This is a genomic window from Paenibacillus sp. FSL H7-0716, from assembly GCF_038002705.1.
GTDB classification, from domain to species: Bacteria; Bacillota; Bacilli; order Paenibacillales; family Paenibacillaceae; genus Paenibacillus_AQ; species Paenibacillus_AQ odorifer.
Genome location: NZ_JBBODA010000016.1, coordinates 128,280 through 145,626, shown reverse-complemented (window position 1 = coordinate 145,626; position 17,347 = coordinate 128,280). Strand labels below are relative to the sequence as shown.

The following is a 17,347-nucleotide window of genomic DNA, read 5'->3' as shown; positions in this document are numbered from 1 at the left end:
CGCTGGTCCGGCTGCCAGGCCAGCAGGCGGCACAACGCCGCCTGCAACACCTGCACAGGCCGCGCCAACAACAGCGGCGACCTCAGGCCAGCGTGTCTTTATCAAGATCACGCCGGCCTCAGAGAATGCAGCGTTGCTGTCGCGCCTGAAAGAGCTGCTGCAGAATCATCCCGGTCCAGCTGCGACGCTTTTGTTCTATGAACAGAATCAGAAGCTCCTAGCTCTTAGCGACAATTATCGAATTAAGCCGTCCGAGGAACTTTTCGCGGCGATCGAGGTTATGCTGGGTGCAGGTACGGTAAGAATAAAATAAGAACAATTCTCCCCTTTTCCGCATACATTAGGAAACCACAGGGCACATCCCTGTACGGAAAGGGGAGTCGCAGCATGTCCTATCAAATGGCAGTAGATCTGTTGGAACGCAGAGGTGTATCACTTTCCTCCATTGCTGAAATCGTATATATTTTACAATCGGTTTATTATCCTGGTTTAACTAAGGATGAATGTCTGTCCAGCGTCAAGTCTGTTTTGGGCAAAAGAGAAGTGCAGTATACTTTAATGACAGGTGTTGCTCTTGATGAATTAGCCGAGAAAAAACTGCTTCCACAGCCGCTGCAGGCGGTAATGGAGGCTGATGAATCCCTCTACGGAGCGGACGAGACTCTGGCACTTGGTATTACAGGGGTATATGGGATGATCGGACTAACAGGTTTTGGGTATTTGGACAAAATAAAGCTTGGAATCATTGGTGAACTGAACGATGATAAAGGTAGGATTCATGTGTTCTTGGATGACCTTGTTGCCGGCATTGCTGCCGCCGCTTCCGCCAGAATTGCTCATCGGCATGAAGGGGCAAAAGTATATCCTTTAGGCACGGACAAGGAATAATTGAGCCCCTTTATTTCGTTTGAACAAGTTCCTCAGTCTTGCTTCCTATGCCCTACTCCTGTTGCGGGAAAAAAGAAAACTGTGTTATCATAATTCCATTATACGGGATACGGCTGGGAATTAAGATTGGGGAGGCCTTGCAGGGCATGTGGACGGTAATATATATCGCGCCGACCGCCAGAGTGGCGGATATGATTAAGAGTAAGCTGACAGAAGAAGGTTTTTTGGTAGAATGCCGTCCAATCAATATGTCCAAGCAGCAGTTTGAGATATTGGTTCCTTCAGGTGAACTGGAGGAAGTACAGGAAGTCCTTAATCTTATTCTGCATCCCTGAGTTTCTTACAAGACAAAAGTCATGACAGCGGCAAGCTGCATAACGCAAATAAACGGCTGAAGAGGTGCGGGTGTGTTCAAAGATTTATTTCAGAAGAAACGGAAGTACGCGACTATTCCTTCAGAACGTCTGGAGCGGAGCGGCGGGCCTGCGGAAGGCGAACGCCCCAAACGTGAAATCCCTGAAGGATTAATGAGCAAATGTAATAAATGCGGAACGATCCAGTATAGTAAGGAATTAGAGAAGAACCTAAAGGTATGTCCTAATTGTGGTCACCACTTGCGCCTAAATGCTGTGGAGCGCATTGCAATGACATTAGACCCTGAGGGCTTTATTGAGTTTGACAGTGAAATGTATTCTATCGACCCGCTGAAATTTCCGGGTTACGCTTCCAAAGTGGAGCAACAGCAGCTGAAATCTGGACAAACTGAAGCCGTAATTACGGGTCAGGGTTCCATTGGTGGCCATCCAGTCATCGTAGCTGTGATGAATTTTGAATTTTTCTCAGGCAGTATGGGCTCTGTAGTAGGGGAGAAGATCACCCGTGCGATAGAAGAGGCCACAGAGCAACAGCTTCCACTCCTTATTTTCTCTACTTCAGGTGGAGCGAGAATGCAGGAGAGTATTCTTAGTCTAATGCAAATGGCGAAGACCAGCGCTGCGCTGGCTCGTTTTAACGAGGTTGGTGGTCTTTACATCTCGATAATTACGGATCCTACTACCGGTGGAGTATCTGCGAGTTTTGCCAGCCTTGGTGATATAATTATTGCAGAGCCTGGAGCGGTATTTGGTTTTGCAGGACGTATAGTCATTGAGCAGACCATTCGCCAGAAGCTTCCGGATGATTTCCAGACCGCTGAATTTAATCTTCAGCATGGGTTGCTTGATATGGTCGTGCACCGCAAAGAAATGCGCGCTACATTGACTAAAATTTTGGAGCTGCATGACGTGAAAGGGGGATTTTAGGTTGGCAGGAGAGTTGCCTTTTGAAATGCCTCTGGTAGAAATGCGCAAGAAGATTGCTGAACTGAAGCAGTTTGGCGAAGAGAAGGGTATTGATTTTACGGACGAGGTAGCTAGGCTGGAAGAACGATACCGTGTGCTGGAGGAAGAGATATATTCTAATATTTCTCCTTCGCAAAAAATGCATTTGGCTAGACATCAAGGACGTCCGACTTCCCTTGATCTTATGGGGCAGATCTTCACAGATTTTATTGAACTCCACGGTGATCGGATGTTTGGGGATGATCTTGCTATTGTAGGCGGCATAGGTAAACTAAATGGGTTGCCGGTTACAGTTATTGGCCAGCAGCGCGGTAAAGACACCAAAGAGAATATTTTACGATTCTTCGGCAGTGCACACCCTGAGGGCTTCCGTAAAGCGCTGCGTCTGATGCAGCAAGCGGACAAGTTCAAACGTCCCATTATTACCTTCGTGGATACGAAAGGTGCATACCCAGGCAATACAGCCGAGGAAAGAGGTCAATCCGAAGCGATTGCCCGTAATTTACGCGAGATGTCTCAGTTTGGTGTCCCTGTAATCTGTGTGGTCATCGGTGAAGGCGGAAGCGGTGGCGCCTTGGCATTGGCGGTTGGCAATAGAGTGCTCATGCTGGAACATGCCATTTATTCGGCGATATCTCCTAACGGAGCGGCCTCTATTCTGTGGAAGGATGCTTCGAAGGCTGATCAAGCGGCAGAAGCCATGAAGATAACGGCTGCTGATCTGCTTGAGATGGAAGTTATAGAAGAGATCGTACCAGAGCCTAAAGGCGGCGCTCATCGGGATTACGAAGCAACGGCAGCGGCGATTAAGGATGCATTATGGCGGCATCTGCAGGAGCTAACCCAGATGAACTCAGTGGAATTGAAGGATGATCGATACCGTAAATTCCGTAAAATTGGTGAGTTTGCAGAGGCTCAGCAGGAACAAATTTTTATTGAAGAAGAAGTGAAGTCAGAAGTGTAAAAGTGCAAAATCATTTGCACTTTAAGACATATAGCTATACTTAGTGGGTCTTTTGGATATAGTGTAAAATATACAATTTATTGGAATTAAAATAATCTCGATCCACTAACGGGATTATTTTAATTTTTTTTATGTTTACAGAAAATTCGACTTAAAGTTACACCTAAAAGTGCCTACAACATTGATTTTGTGTCCGGTTTGCAGTAATATTCATAAGGGCGTACTTAAAGGCACATGTGACAAAGTTCCTATTTTATTAGTTAGCCTTGTAGTAGATTTTGTAGTTGGAAAAAGTGAGACAGAGAGAACGAAAAAACGGAGGAAAACCTAATGCGGAAAAGTAAAATTGTATGTACGATCGGACCTGCGAGTGAATCGTTGGAGAATATCAAAAAATTGATTTTGGCTGGTATGAATGTGGCCCGTCTGAATTTCTCCCACGGCGATTTCGAAGAGCACGGTGCTCGGATCAATACGATCCGTCAAGCATCTAAGGAACTGAACAAAACAGTTGCTATCCTGCTCGATACTAAAGGACCGGAGATTCGCACAGGCAAGCTGGAAGTAGAACCGATTGAACTTGTTCAGGACGAGTACCTGACACTGACTACGGAAGAGATCCTTGGTAATCAAGATCGTATTTCCATCACGTACAGCGAACTTCCTAACGATGTTCAAGTAGGATCCACAATCCTTATTGATGACGGTCTGATTGGTTTGACAGTTGTCGACATTCAAGGTACAGAAATCAAGACCCGTATTGTAAACGGTGGTACGATTAAGAGCAAAAAAGGCGTTAACGTACCAGGGGTAAACATCTCCTTGCCGGGTATTACGGAAAAAGACACCAACGATATTCTTTTTGGTATCGAACAGGACATCGATTTTATCGCCGCTTCCTTCGTTCGCAAAGCTAGCGACGTTCAGGAAATTCGTGAGCTGCTTGAGAAAAACAACGCTTCTCACATCCAAATCATTTCCAAAATCGAAAACCAACAAGGTGTTGACAACCTTGATGAAATTTTAGAAGCTTCTGACGGCCTGATGGTTGCTCGTGGTGACCTTGGTGTTGAAATCCCAGCTGAAGATGTACCTTTGGCTCAAAAATTGATGATTCAAAAATGTAACGTTGCTGGTAAACCAGTTATCACAGCTACACAAATGTTGGATTCCATGCAACGCAACCCACGTCCTACTCGCGCTGAAGCAAGTGACGTAGCAAACGCTATTTTAGATGGTACAGATGCAATCATGCTTTCCGGAGAAACTGCTGCTGGTAAATATCCAGTAGAATCCGTACTTACAATGTCCCGCATTGCTGAGAAAGCGGAATCCGCTCTGAACCACCATGAAATCTTCATGAAGCAACAAACTGCACAAGAAACTACAGTTACAGAAGCAATCAGCCAATCCGTTGCAATTTCTGCTTTGGATCTTAACGCTAAGGCTATCATTTCTTCGACTGTAACAGGTCATACTGCACGCGTTGTTTCTAAATACCGTCCTAAAGCACCAATCATTGCTGTTACAACACAAGAAAGAACTATGCGTCAATTGTCCCTCGTTTGGGGCGTAACGCCAGTGTTCGGACAAGTTGCATCTTCCACAGATGAGCTGCTGGAAACAGCAATCAAAGGTGGTAAGGATTCCGGTCTGGTTCAAACTGGTGACCTAGTTGTGATTACTGCAGGAATTCCACTTGGACGTTCTGGTTCCACTAACTTGGTAAAAGTAAGCACAATCGAGTAGTTCTCGATTGGCTTCACCTGTTTAGCAGATTTCATAAAGCTTAATTAAAGGGTTGTCTCAACTGTAGTGAAAATCTACAAGCGAGGCAGCCCTTTTTTCGTTTTTATCAACATATTCGATTGAAGATTATGTTAAATCCATTTATGCTGTTAATAACAAATCTCGAATGATAGGTTCGAGTATTTTTATTTGGGGTATGTTCGTTTGACAGTAAAAGAATCCCCACGATGGTTTGGACAAGAAGGAACGGCGATAGTAGTGTTATTTTGCACCATGATTCCTCCCATATTGAGAGTAAGCCTCGGACTTTTGCCATTAATTCGACAGCAATAGAAGCAAGTAGGGGAGACGCGCGCTAGCTTTGCGATCGAACCGTCTACCTCGGGAGCCTCCATAATCCATTCACCAGAGGTTTGAGGTCCGGTGTAACGTTGTAATGTTCGAAAAATCCAATTTCGGCTCAAATTGCGGAGCGTAATCGTCCATTTGTTGCGGCCTACCTTCGTGATGTTCGCTTTTATATGGTCTCCAGGGCTCACTGGAAGGGGAATTACCGTTTCGACATCAGGTAGGATTTCCCACCAAGCGTAATACCGGGCACGGCCATTTACGAATTCATGACCTGTTCCTGTTTGGATCAGGCTGCTATTCTTGAAGCCGTCAATACCAATCCAAGCAGAGGAATAGGAAGAATTAGAGGTTGGTTTTACATATGGAACGATCCATTCGCCGGCAATGCGGTTAAAGGCCCCCTTTTTTCCAGTGATCGTATATCCGCTCCAGTTTGTTGAAGACCAGCCGAAGCCGGAGCTTTGAAATTTGTTCGTATTAGATTTGTCCTTTAGACATGGATGATTGACCCGAATAGAATTTTGTTTATCATTCAACTTGTCCACCGCCTTTATAGTACTGCTATATTAAATGCGGTGATTACATAGGAAGTACGGGTGTTCTGCTAAAATATAAGAGAGTGCAATGCTTGATTTAAGAAGCTGGAGAGGATTTGTAGCTTAACATGGAAAAATTATCGAAGCTGCGCGGCTTTTATCTGTTTTTAGGATTGGCCGGTGGTTCATTTGGCTCATATCTAACGCTGCTGCTTGTCCACAATGGACTTGATAGCGGGCAGATAGGTATACTAATGGCAACAGGCACGCTAATTGCGATCACGATTCAGCCAATATGGGGAATTGTTTCGGATCGGTATAATCAGACGCGTTTGGTACTAATCCTAAGTGTGGCGATACCGGCTTTATTAGCGGTCTTTTACCGTTCGGAATATTTTATTGTGTTACTGCTGGTGTATACCCTCTCAACAATCTTTTCCTCAACACAGGCGCCTATAGCCGATTCTTACGCGATTTCAGCGGCGAAGAGGGCTGGGGCTACTTATGGCAGCATAAGGCTTATGATGAGCATTGGAGCGGCTGTGGGAGCTTATTTAGGCGGATTGTATGTATCGTCCTTCTCTGTATCCACGATATGGCTGCCCTTTCTTATGTTTAATCTGATCGCGGTTCTAATTGCATTGAAGCTGCCGAAGCAGGCAGAAGAGAATCATATGATGCGGCAATCGTTTTCTCAGGGAGTTAAAAAGCTGCTGGGGAATCGGGTGTTCCTAGCGTTTTTGGGTGGCAGTTTTCTTGTGAACCAGACGATGACTGCTTTTGGAACCTACTTCGTCATCGCGTTTCAGTCGGTTGGAGGTTCAACTCGTTATGCAGGAATTGCGCTTTTTCTCGCATCTGTAACGAACGTGCCCTCCATGCTGTTTGCTTCCAAGGTAATCAAAAAGCTGGGGCGCGAGCGGACGCTGCTCCTTGGCGCATTTATTTATGTTTTGCGGTGGGGCATTCAGGTGGCATTCCCTTATCCATCCGTAATGATTGGAGTGCAGGTACTGCATGGTCTGTCATTCGGGTTCTTTTATATTGCTGCTGTTGAATATGTATCTCAGATCACCTCTAATGAGATGCAGGCGACCGGGCAAAGTGTTTTTAATATGGTGTTCTCGGGTTTTGCCGGTGTTGTGGGCAATTTATTAAATGGATTCTTGCTCAATCAAGGCGGCGTAGAAGTGATGAACCTGTCTTGTATGTTGAGTTCAATTGCAGGAGCGATGCTGCTATTTTATGTCGCCAGAAGCTCCCGAAGCAAACTATCGACGACAAAGCTATCTTCAGACGGGGCCCGGGCCTAAAGCTCTCCCTGCTGCCTATGCCGAAAGGAGTATTTATAAATGGAATTACAGCAAGGCGGCTTGCGAAGCCGGTGGTATGAGTCTACCCTGCGTGTTCGATACCAGGAAAGTGATCAGATGGGCGTTGTGTATCATGCGAATTATTTGAACTGGTTTGAGTCTGGCCGTACGGAGTTGTTACGTCAGCTTGGCTTTACTTATCGTGAGCTTGAGAATCAGGGAGTGCTGCTTCCTGTTACCTCAGCCGATTTGCAATTTAAAAGTCCGGCGCGATATGATGATCTTATCTCCGTGTATGCGCGAATGACTACCTTTTCGGCGTTAAGAGTCGCATTTGAGTATCAGGTGCGGAGGCTCTCGGAAGCAGAAGGTAGGAATTTAGAGGGTTCAGCGGCTACTTTGGGACAATTGCGGTCGATGGACCTCCCCGGGGAACTGCTGGTTACCGGCTCGACAAATCATGTTTGGGTGAATCGAGAATGGAAGCCTGCCAGGCTGGATAGAGCCCTTCCGGAGCTGTTTCACGCGATTAAAGGAGCGCTGCGGGAAGAAAGGGGTTCTGTATGATTAGAAGCAAATGGTTGTGGGCTGCATTATTTATCATTCCTGCCGTGGAATTATTCGGCTTTATCTTCGTAGCAGATCAACTTGGAGCATTCAAAACGCTGCTGCTTATGTTGACGACCTCGGTTATCGGTTTATTGATGATGCGTTTCGAAGGGAATAAAGTGCTGCAAGACAGCAGAACACATATGCAGGAGGGACGCGTTCCAGGCCGGACGATGCTGGATGGCCTATGCATTTTTTTCGGTGGCTTACTGCTGATCTTACCTGGTTTCGTAACGGATATTGTAGGTTTCTCCTTGGTGTTTCCGTTGACTCGGCCTTTGTATCGTATATTTTTGCTGAAGTGGATTGAGAAAAAGATGAAAAACGGTACCTTCACCTTTTACCGCCGCTAGTCATAATCAAAACTAAAACAGAGCGGGCCCCTGTCATTGATAGGAGTCTGCTCTGTTTTGCTATTCCAAGAATTGTAGGGTATTGTTTATTATCTTAGTCTTCCGCTGACAATATAGCTGTGTAACGCGTGAAATACACCTGCTCGGTTAAAGGCTACAAGGATAACTAGAATAACGGGACCGATGATCAGCCCAAGCATGCCGAACAGCTGCAAACCTGCAAACATACCGACCAGCATAGCAAGGGGATCAAGCCCAATGCTGCTGGCGAGCACTTTCGGCTCAAGCACTTGGCGGGTTACAAGGATAACGGCATATAGGATAGTAAGTCCGATCCCCAGTGCCAGATTGTCTGTCATGTAAGAGTATAACGCCCAAGGAATCATTACGATTCCAACCCCTAAATAAGGCAGCAAATCTACAAAACCAATCATTAAGCCAATGGCGAAAGCAGATTTTACACCCAGCAGCAGCAACCCGATCACGACAATGACCGCTGTAATGGAGATCAGGATTAGCTGAGCCCGGAGATAACCGAAGAGAGCTTTTCGCAGATCCCGCCAGATACCCGATACAGGCTTTAAGAATGGGGCTGGCAGCCAGCTTGTGAGTTTGGCATTATGTCTTTCCCAGCTAGTACTAATAAAAAAGGCAGCGAGAACGACCACGATAAGAATTGTACCCATACTGGGTAGAGCGGAGATCAGCTTCAAGATCACATTAAAAAATCCGGTCACTACTTGCGTAACTGCGTAACCAACTGTTTCCGTTGTTCTGCTGATATTGCTGTCAATGGTGGCGTGATAGTCAGGATTGTCGCGGTAGAACTGATTTATCTGGTTGATGATATTCTGTATGCTTGCATTCTGGCTCAAGGACAGCAAAAGCTCTCTCCATTGGTCCGTATGAAGATTAAAGGTCTGCAGCAGCACGATCAATTCTTTCACTAGCCTTGTAATCATCGCGGTCAGTACTAGTGCAGTTCCGCCTATGTAAAATAGCAGCGATAGCGACACCGCCAGCCATGCTGGGAGCTTAAGGCCTTTAAGAATCAACACTAGCGGATGCATGATATATGCGAGCAGCCAAGCGAGCAGAAGGGGGTATAACAGCGGAAGCAATACATAGATTGCCAGCAGCAGGATAGAGGTAGCCAGAACGACCCACAGGCCGCGCAGCAGTCTTTTTAATGCTAATCGGTCCATACGAAGATCTACACCTCCTTCATTCCTGCGGATGCAGGGGAATAAAAGCTCGTCTTCATATATATTCATAGAACCTATTTAAAGACTAGGAAACGGGATAAATATTGGGCTGAACCGGATGCTATAAACTAAAATCTCAACTGTGAATCAAGGGTTTAGAAGTTTTTTTCTATCTCTGTGATAAAATCATTTGATGCGCTGCAAAGCTTCCACATTGTTCACATAACCGACAAAATCCAGTATGATGAATAAAGATTCGATTACGAAAGTCAGACAACATCCTCGCCGGATATGTCCTTGAACTGCACTCATTAGATTTTTCAATGCTTTAAATTGGAAATGTTTTCATGAAACCGAGAATGCTTTTTATACCTTGTTGGCAAAGGAGAGATATGCTATGACAGCTACCAAAGGCTTGGAAGGTATCGTTGCAACAACTTCATCCATTAGCTCTATTGTGGATGGGGTACTCACTTACCGTGGTTATGATATTGATGATCTAGCAGAAAATGCTACCTTCGAAGAAACTGCTTATTTATTGTGGTTTGGCAGTCTACCAACAACACCAGAGCTGGAAGCGCTCAAACGGGATTTCAGTGCTTTCGCACGGATTCCTGAGCCAGTTATCGAGCAAATGAAGCTCTACCCGAAAGACACCAACACCATGGCAGCATTGCGGACTGCTGTATCAAGCCTTGCTCTCTATGATGAAGCGGCTGACGATATGAGTAGAGAAGCTAACGAGATTAAAGCAGTAAAACTACAGGCACAGCTCCCGACGGTTGTGGCAGCCCTATCGCGTATTCGCAAAGGTCTGGAACCTGTGGCTCCTAAAGAAGGCGTCTCGATTGCCGAGAACTTCCTGTATATGCTATGGGGAAAAGAGCCTGACAGTGTATCTGTTAAAGCGCTTGATACCGCACTTGTGCTTCATGCGGACCATGAGCTGAATGCTTCGACTTTTGCAGGCCGGGTTACGGTTGCAACCTTGTCTGATATTTATTCCGGCGTGACCTCCGCTATCGGCGCACTCAAGGGTCCACTTCACGGTGGGGCGAATGAAGCCGTTATGAAGATGCTTGAAGAGATCGGAAGTTTGGAAGCGGTTGAACCTTATATTCGTAAGAAGCTGGATAACCGTGAGAAGATCATGGGCTTCGGCCATAGAGTATACAAAAATGGTGATCCGCGTGCTAAACACCTGATGAAAATGTCACTTGAACTTGGCACAATGAAGAATGATACTACGCTGTATGATATGTCCGTAAATATCGAAGAATTGATTACCGGACAAAAGGGACTTAAACCGAATGTTGATTTCTATTCGGCATCAGTTTATACACAACTGGGTATTGAACGTGAGCTGTTCACTCCTATCTTTGCAATTAGCCGGACTTCAGGCTGGACTGCACATATTCTGGAGCAATATACAGATAACCGTATTATCCGGCCACGTGCAGAATACACAGGTATGATTGAACAGAAATACGTTCCAGTAGACGAAAGATAGAAGGGCAGCCTTGCAGGCTGCTCCTAAAGTTTAGTAGAATGAACCCTAGAATATATGCAATAATGCATATTCATGCGTAGAGAGTTTTGTTCGAGACTTGTCCATGAGAAATTAAATCCCACAAAACTTTAGGAGGAATACACTCAAATGTTGAAACTAGAAAAATTCGATCTGCCAACAGAAGGCGAACAAATCACAATTAAAGATGGTAAACTGCAGGTTCCTAATCATCCAATCATTCCTTTTATCGAGGGTGACGGCACTGGCCGTGATATTTGGAAGGCTTCCAAACGTGTACTTGATGCAGCAGTAACTAAAGCTTATGGCGGCACAAAGCAAATCGCTTGGTACGAAGTTTTTGCTGGCGAAAAAGCCTTCAATACATATGGCGAATGGCTGCCAAATGATACTTTGGAGGCAATCCGTGAATATTTTGTAGCTATTAAAGGTCCGCTTACGACTCCAATCGGAGGCGGTATTCGTTCATTGAACGTAGCTTTGCGTCAAGAGTTGGATTTGTACGTATGTCTGCGTCCAGTTCGTTATTTCGAAGGGGTTCCTTCTCCTGTTAAACGTCCTGAGCTGGTGGATATGGTTATTTTCCGTGAGAATACGGAGGATATTTATGCAGGGATTGAATATCAAGAAGGTTCTGCTGAAGTGAAGAAAGTCATCGAATTTCTGCAAAAAGAGATGGGAGTTAACAAAATCCGTTTCCCTGAAACTTCTGGTATTGGTATCAAACCAGTATCCTCCGAAGGTTCGAAACGTCTAGTGCGCGCTGCTATTGAATATGCGATCAAACACGGACGCAAGAGCGTAACGCTTGTGCACAAAGGAAACATCATGAAGTTCACTGAAGGTGCCTTCAAAAACTGGGGTTATGAAGTTGCTGAGCAAGAGTTCGGAGATAAGGTCTTCACTTGGAATCAATACGATGTGATTAAAGAACGTGAAGGTGAAGCTGCTGCCAATGCTGCTCAGAAGGATGCTGAAGCTGCGGGCAAAATTATCATCAAGGATGCCATTGCGGATATCGCATTGCAACAAGTTCTGACTCGTCCGACTGATTTTGATGTTATTGCTACCTTGAACCTGAACGGGGATTACCTGTCTGACGCGCTTGCTGCGCAAATCGGCGGTATCGGTATCGCTCCTGGAGCGAACATTAACTATATTTCTGGACATGCGATTTTTGAAGCCACTCATGGCACCGCACCTAAATATGCAGACAAAGATGTTGTGAACCCTGGTTCCGTGATTCTGTCCGGCGTAATGTTGCTGGAGCATCTGGGCTGGCAGGAAGCAGCAGATCTGATTTATAAAGGTATGGAAACAGCTATTAATAACAAGACCGTGACTTATGACTTTGCCCGTCTGATGGAGGGCGCAACTGAACTGAAATGCTCTGCATTTGCCGACGAAATTATTAATCACCTCTAAGATAGGCTGGCTCAACCAACTGAATATATTGAAGTTTAGCTAATACAAGCTATACCGACACCGTTCTAGGAGGAGAATCCTTGGCAATCAAACGTTATAAAATTACAGTTGTAGGTGCCGGTTTTACTGGTGCCACTACAGCTCTTATGCTTGCTCAAAAGGAGCTTGGTGACGTTGTGCTGCTTGACATCCCACAAATGGAGAACACAACCAAGGGGAAGGCACTTGATATGCTGGAAGCAGGTCCTGTACAGAAATTTGATAGTCAAATTACAGGAACCTCAAGCTATGAAGATGCTGCGGATTCAGATATTGTAATCATCACTGCGGGGATTGCCCGTAAACCTGGAATGAGTCGCGATGATCTCGTGAACACCAATGCAGGTATTGTGAAGTCGGTATGCGAGAACATAAAACGTGTAGCACCAGATTCCATTGTAATCATTCTGAGTAATCCAGTTGACGCTATGACCTACGCGGCATTTAATGCGCTGGGTTTTCCGAAGAGTCGCGTAATTGGACAATCCGGAGTGCTGGATACAGCCCGTTATAACACGTTTATTGCACAAGAGCTGAAGGTATCTGTTGAAGATGTACGTGGTTTCGTATTAGGCGGACACGGCGATGATATGGTACCGCTCGTAAGGTATTCCAGTGTTGGTGGTATTCCAATTGATACATTGATATCTGCGGAGCGTATTGATGAGATTGTGCAACGTACACGTGTGGGTGGCGGAGAGATTGTTAACCTCTTAGGAAATGGTAGTGCTTATTATGCACCAGCGGCTTCTTTAGTTCAGATGGCAGAAGCTATCTTGAAGGACAAAAAACGGATCATTCCGGTTATCGCTTTGCTCGAAGGAGAATATGGCTACGATAACCTGTTCATGGGTGTTCCGGCGTTACTTGGTGCCAACGGTATCGAGAAGATTTTTGAACTGGAGCTTACAGCTGAGGAAAAAGCGGCTTTAGATAAGTCTGCTGAATCCGTTCGTAGCGTAACAGCTGTGCTAACTGTATAGATTGTGACAGAGGTATGAAGAAACCCCCATTTTGTTTACTTAAAATGGGGGTTTCCTTTTCTTCTCAAGCAAAAATGGGTATAATTAAATGTAACTATTATCACAGTTAAAACGGAGGAGATATGTTATGGATTGGAACGTTTTGTTTTTCTTACATATGATCGGAACCTTGGCACTTGGCTTCTACCTTGTGCTACCCTTCATCCTAGGGCGTGCAGAGAAACTGTCGTCTGGGGCTAAAGAAGGAACGTTAAGTGCCGTAACCGGATTTAATCGTTTTGCGCAGTATGGATTGGTGATCCAACTCCTTACAGGTGGTTACATGATGACCAAAGGTGATTATTCAGTAGCGTGGATGATTATTGTTGTTGTGTTACTGCTAGCGATGTTTGCGCTTGGCGGTATTATGAGCAAGCCTTTGCGTCTTGCAGCAGCTGGAATTCGTGAGAACCGCGATGTTAGCGCAGAGACTGGCAAATTGCGCACACTTAGTGCACTGCTTACAGTGTCATTGCTATTGATGGTATTCTTCATGGTGTTTAACGACATAATTTAATCTACATCGAACTATACCCGCCTCCGTAATGGAGAGCGGGTTTTTCGTATGTTCCGGTAATTTATCTTCATAAAACGTTAATCCCTGATAGGATCCGTATAAGATTTTGGCCGGTAATTTAACGGAGAAACACCCGTCCATCGTTTGAATTGTCGGCTGAAGTGGCTCTGGGAAGCAAACCCGAGTTGTTCAGAAATCATCTGTATTTTTAAATCGGTATGAAGCAGCAAATGTTTTGACTTTTTTAATCTTAGATCAGTTATGTACTGCCTAGGAGATATCTTATATACCTTTGTAAACAACTTATGGCACTGTACCCGACTTAAGCAAAGCTGCTCAGCAATCAAATTAACCGTGAGCTCCGGCAAATGAATATTGGCTGCAATATATTTTTCGATCTGATGAGCAGTTTCCACCTCGTACAAAGAGTTTGCTTGTCGCGCTGTGTTGGAATTCTCCGAATTCGAGAGCTGTACATCAATGAGTTCAGTCAAAATCATCAGGATGATCGCTTGCAAACGAAGCCTTTCTTTTACAAGGATCATTTCTTCAATGTCCTCGGGAAATCCAGTGGATGCCGTCGTGGCAAGAATATTATTCTTAATAAATTCATCCAAATGTTCCAGCTGCTGATTTAATCCCGAACGCTGCATTTGGTGGTTATTCCATTTCTGTACAGCCTGAGACTGAAACCATTCACGAAACTTTAAATCGTCAATATCGAAATGAAAGGAGAGGTAGATATAGTTGCTCAGGCCAGAATTAATTACATAATGACGTAAACCAGGCGGAATAATTAACCAATCTCCTTTACCAAAGGCAATGGAGCTTCCTTCTACATATTGATGGGAGTTGCCGTCGTAGCAATACAATAGTTCGAAGATTTTGTGATGATGATCAGGGTATGCCCATCCAGGTTCTGCTACACGATAATGAACACCGATCAGCTGCAGTGTACTCATAATGTTCGGAAAGCTGACTTTGTAAGCGATAGGAGTTCTCCTCCTTAGGATCAATAGGGATGTTCTTAATTATATCAAGGATACCTATACATATGACCGTGTTGCAGTGTGAGCCGTTGATCATTCCATGGTTTACGTTACAAAAGGTCAAAAAAAAGAATGAAATCATCATTTGAATCAGTTTAGAGAACAGGGATAATGGAGGAACCTAGGAAAGTACTTCGAGAAACGGAAGGAAGTGTAATGAAGTGAGAAAGCTGTGTAGGAATATACTAATCTTATCTTCTTTACTAATGGCTTCATTGACTCTTACTCACGGTACAACAGAGGCAGCCTTTATAAAAGATGGGGCAGAGAGGCAACCTCCAATCCAAATTGCAAACGTATACAAGTTCAATTTTACAAACCAAGTTAAAACAGGGTATCAATCCATTAGGTATGATTCTAATCGAGGTGCACAATTGTATGACTCATCTTTAGGTTATGGTTTTGTTCAAGAGACCAACGCTTTACCCGCCAGAGAAGTGCACACCGACTCAATTACATCCGATGGAACAGGTTTTTTCATCACAGAACCTTATTTTTTTGCTGAACCTAAATCTGAGAAAGATAATTATAACAACTATGGTATGGCGTTTCGAATGGATGCGCCCCCTGGCACCTACAACGTATATGTAAAAACGTCTTCTGACGCTGAGGATGGGATCGTGTCAGTATCAGGAATGCAGACCAGCCGCTTGTTGAAAAGTGGACATTGGGACGCGGCAAAGCTTGTACCCGTCAATCATACGGCTGTAGCCAAAGGGAAAGAGTGGACTTATACGTATGTAAACGGCCGTGACCATATAGATATTGAGATCGAACCGAGCAAAGTGAACACAGCCGTGGGGATTGAGGAGATCATACTGGAACCGATTTTGCCACAGCATAGAGCAGCTGGAGCTCTTCCGAATTTATTTATACTTGGAGATTCCACGGTCAAGTCCTACACCTTCGACGAAGCACCAATGAGTGGTTGGGGTCAGATTATTGGCAGTATGTTTAATCAACATAAAGTGAGTGTAACTAACTATTCCATGGGAGGACGCTCGTTTAAAAATGCCTATACAGAAGGTCGCCTTAACGACATTTTACTGAATGGCAGCATTGGGGATTATGTGTTTATTCAATTCGGACACAATGATGAGAGTGCAGATGAGTTCAGACGTTACGGCAGAGGTTCGACCGAAGCAATGTATGAAAACTACCTTAAAGAAGTTTATCTCCCTGCGATTCAAGCCCGAGGCATGATACCAGTACTGGTAACCCCAATGTCCAGAATCAAAGGGAATGCAAGTCCGGGATATATCTATGAAAATTCTTTTAAATCAAGAAAGTTTGTAGATATTCTTAAACGGGTCGCAGATGAATCTGGAGTTACACTTATTGACCTTAACTCGGAAAGTCTGAAATATTATAACGAGATCGGTGTAGAAGCAATAACATCCCTCTTCATGTCAATTGAAGCCGGAGAAACGCCAGGCAAAACAAATGACGGAAGTTACGCTAACGGGCATCCTTCAAAGAAAGTCGATGGGACTCATTTTAAAGAAGCGCTCGCCAAACAATTTTCACGGATGATTGTCACGGAGCTTGTAGAGAAAGGTGCTACTGGCGATTCTACTGCTGCCTCCATTACTCCTTACCTTAAAGGGAACGTTAAGCATGCGGCACTAACAGGGAACTGGGGTAAGATTTTTCCGGAAATAACGAATGATACGACGACTGGGGAAGCTGCTTATTACCGTAATCAAATTGAAAAATTAATCCAGCTGGGAGTAATGGGCAAAGACCGTCATGGGAATTTTAATCCGGATACGGAGATGACAGTTGCTGAATTCACACGTAGTATTTCTAAGTTAATGAAAGTGGAAAGATCAGATCTTGCCTATTATCCGAAAGGTAAGCTGTCACGTGAAACGATGGGTGCTATTCTCTATGATGTTTACCAAATAAAGTTTGCTAATAAACCTAAGTACATGACTGATTATAACGGCACAGCAGTAGTGCCAGGAGATCCTGGCTATGATTCGAATCTGGATCCAGGAGCTAGAGGTGCGATGTACTATCCTCTTGTATCCTGGACGCAGCTTGTTGATACAGCGGACATTTCTCCTTATTTAATTTCAAAAGTGAAAAGTGCATATGAATTAGGACTCATTAGATCTGAAGTGGGGATTGCCAGAGGCAAAATGGTCAATGGGACAGAACTAGAACCTAAAGCTATAGTGACCCGGGAGAAAGCGGCTAAAGCTCTTTATTTCATGTGGGTGCTGGAACATGAAGTGAATGCAGAAAATCATGTTTCTTCTCTGAAATAGTTAGGTGAACAATTCAAGGCACAGCATCGATGCTGTGCCTTTTTGTATGCGGTGAAGTCCTCTCCACTTACAGCAGTTTACCTCTCACAGTTGTTTATTTCCACTTGCATTGTGGTAAGTAAGATTCGTAAAGCGATTTAAGAAAATGACAAACCCAGCGTATAAACGTGCATAGTTGTGCCATCC

Annotated in this window: 18 protein-coding genes; 14 read left to right on the top strand and 4 right to left on the bottom strand. The window is 44.5% G+C overall.

Annotated features, from left to right (window positions below):
- The 6 genes from MHH60_RS20095 to pyk all read left to right on the top strand — a co-directional run.
- On the top strand, positions 1 to 313 hold a 313-nt coding region (locus tag MHH60_RS20095), incomplete at its 5' end, for a hypothetical protein (RefSeq protein WP_341161155.1).
- Between the two features lie 74 nt (positions 314 to 387).
- Entirely contained in the window at positions 388 to 888 is a 501-nt protein-coding gene (locus MHH60_RS20090) for a phosphatidylglycerophosphatase A family protein (protein ID WP_036678892.1), read from the top strand.
- Positions 889 to 1,034: 146 nt separating this feature from the next.
- Entirely contained in the window at positions 1,035 to 1,223 is a 189-nt protein-coding gene (locus MHH60_RS20085) for a hypothetical protein (RefSeq protein WP_036678895.1), read from the top strand.
- A 72-nt stretch (positions 1,224 to 1,295) separates the two neighbouring features.
- Entirely contained in the window at positions 1,296 to 2,189 is an 894-nt protein-coding gene (gene accD / locus MHH60_RS20080) for an acetyl-CoA carboxylase, carboxyltransferase subunit beta (RefSeq protein WP_076124903.1), read from the top strand.
- Position 2,190: 1 nt separating this feature from the next.
- Positions 2,191 to 3,192: an acetyl-CoA carboxylase carboxyltransferase subunit alpha gene (locus MHH60_RS20075; RefSeq protein ID WP_036678900.1), complete on the top strand. Its 1,002-nt coding sequence runs from the start codon at positions 2,191 to 2,193 to the stop codon at positions 3,190 to 3,192.
- Between the two features lie 330 nt (positions 3,193 to 3,522).
- Positions 3,523 to 4,941 (top strand): pyruvate kinase, encoded by a 1,419-nt coding sequence (gene pyk, locus MHH60_RS20070; protein WP_038569666.1) that lies wholly within the window; start codon positions 3,523 to 3,525, stop codon positions 4,939 to 4,941.
- A 185-nt stretch (positions 4,942 to 5,126) separates the two neighbouring features.
- Here the strand turns inward: pyk and MHH60_RS20065 are convergent, their stop codons facing one another.
- Positions 5,127 to 5,828, bottom strand: coding sequence for a G1 family glutamic endopeptidase (locus MHH60_RS20065; RefSeq protein ID WP_256715068.1), 702 nt, complete (start codon positions 5,826 to 5,828; stop codon positions 5,127 to 5,129).
- 128 nt (positions 5,829 to 5,956) lie between these two features.
- On the opposite strand from MHH60_RS20065, the gene MHH60_RS20060 reads away from it, so the two are divergent.
- From MHH60_RS20060 to MHH60_RS20050, 3 genes are read left to right on the top strand one after another with little or no spacing between them, the layout of a single operon-like run.
- Entirely contained in the window at positions 5,957 to 7,141 is a 1,185-nt protein-coding gene (locus tag MHH60_RS20060) for an MFS transporter (protein WP_076133958.1), read from the top strand.
- A gap of 39 nt (positions 7,142 to 7,180) precedes the next feature.
- Positions 7,181 to 7,708, top strand: a complete 528-nt coding sequence (locus tag MHH60_RS20055) for an acyl-CoA thioesterase (protein WP_076133959.1) — start codon at positions 7,181 to 7,183, stop codon at positions 7,706 to 7,708.
- Positions 7,705 to 8,103 (top strand): FxsA family protein, encoded by a 399-nt coding sequence (locus MHH60_RS20050; protein WP_036678910.1) that lies wholly within the window; start codon positions 7,705 to 7,707, stop codon positions 8,101 to 8,103. Before MHH60_RS20055 ends, MHH60_RS20050 begins: the two co-directional genes overlap by 4 nt.
- Positions 8,104 to 8,192: 89 nt before the next feature.
- Here the strand turns inward: MHH60_RS20050 and ytvI are convergent, their stop codons facing one another.
- A complete protein-coding gene (ytvI, locus tag MHH60_RS20045) occupies positions 8,193 to 9,308 on the bottom strand; it encodes a sporulation integral membrane protein YtvI (protein WP_076133960.1) in 1,116 nt (371 codons plus the stop codon).
- A gap of 186 nt (positions 9,309 to 9,494) precedes the next feature.
- Entirely contained in the window at positions 9,495 to 9,620 is a 126-nt protein-coding gene (locus tag MHH60_RS20040; protein WP_256717882.1) for a hypothetical protein, read from the bottom strand.
- An 85-nt stretch (positions 9,621 to 9,705) separates the two neighbouring features.
- Here MHH60_RS20040 and citZ point away from each other — a divergent pair, with 85 nt between their 5' ends.
- From citZ to MHH60_RS20020, 4 genes are all read left to right on the top strand, one after another.
- Entirely contained in the window at positions 9,706 to 10,818 is a 1,113-nt protein-coding gene (gene citZ / locus MHH60_RS20035; protein ID WP_036678915.1) for a citrate synthase, read from the top strand.
- A gap of 147 nt (positions 10,819 to 10,965) precedes the next feature.
- Complete coding sequence (icd, locus tag MHH60_RS20030; RefSeq protein ID WP_036678918.1) at positions 10,966 to 12,261, top strand: NADP-dependent isocitrate dehydrogenase; 1,296 nt, start codon at positions 10,966 to 10,968, stop codon at positions 12,259 to 12,261.
- Between the two features lie 80 nt (positions 12,262 to 12,341).
- Complete coding sequence (mdh, locus tag MHH60_RS20025; protein WP_076100099.1) at positions 12,342 to 13,283, top strand: malate dehydrogenase; 942 nt, start codon at positions 12,342 to 12,344, stop codon at positions 13,281 to 13,283.
- 127 nt (positions 13,284 to 13,410) lie between these two features.
- On the top strand, positions 13,411 to 13,839 hold the full coding sequence (locus tag MHH60_RS20020; RefSeq protein WP_076133961.1) for a hypothetical protein: 429 nt from the start codon (positions 13,411 to 13,413) through the stop codon (positions 13,837 to 13,839).
- 77 nt (positions 13,840 to 13,916) lie between these two features.
- Here the strand turns inward: MHH60_RS20020 and MHH60_RS20015 are convergent, their stop codons facing one another.
- Positions 13,917 to 14,801 carry an AraC family transcriptional regulator gene (locus MHH60_RS20015; protein ID WP_143766645.1) on the bottom strand — a complete coding sequence of 295 codons (885 nt, stop codon included), beginning with the start codon at positions 14,799 to 14,801 and terminating at the stop codon, positions 13,917 to 13,919.
- Positions 14,802 to 15,094: 293 nt separating this feature from the next.
- Between MHH60_RS20015 and MHH60_RS20010 the strand changes: the two genes are divergently transcribed.
- Positions 15,095 to 17,161 carry a GDSL-type esterase/lipase family protein gene (locus MHH60_RS20010; protein WP_232061241.1) on the top strand — a complete coding sequence of 689 codons (2,067 nt, stop codon included), beginning with the start codon at positions 15,095 to 15,097 and terminating at the stop codon, positions 17,159 to 17,161.
- Positions 17,162 to 17,347 lie beyond the last annotated feature (186 nt).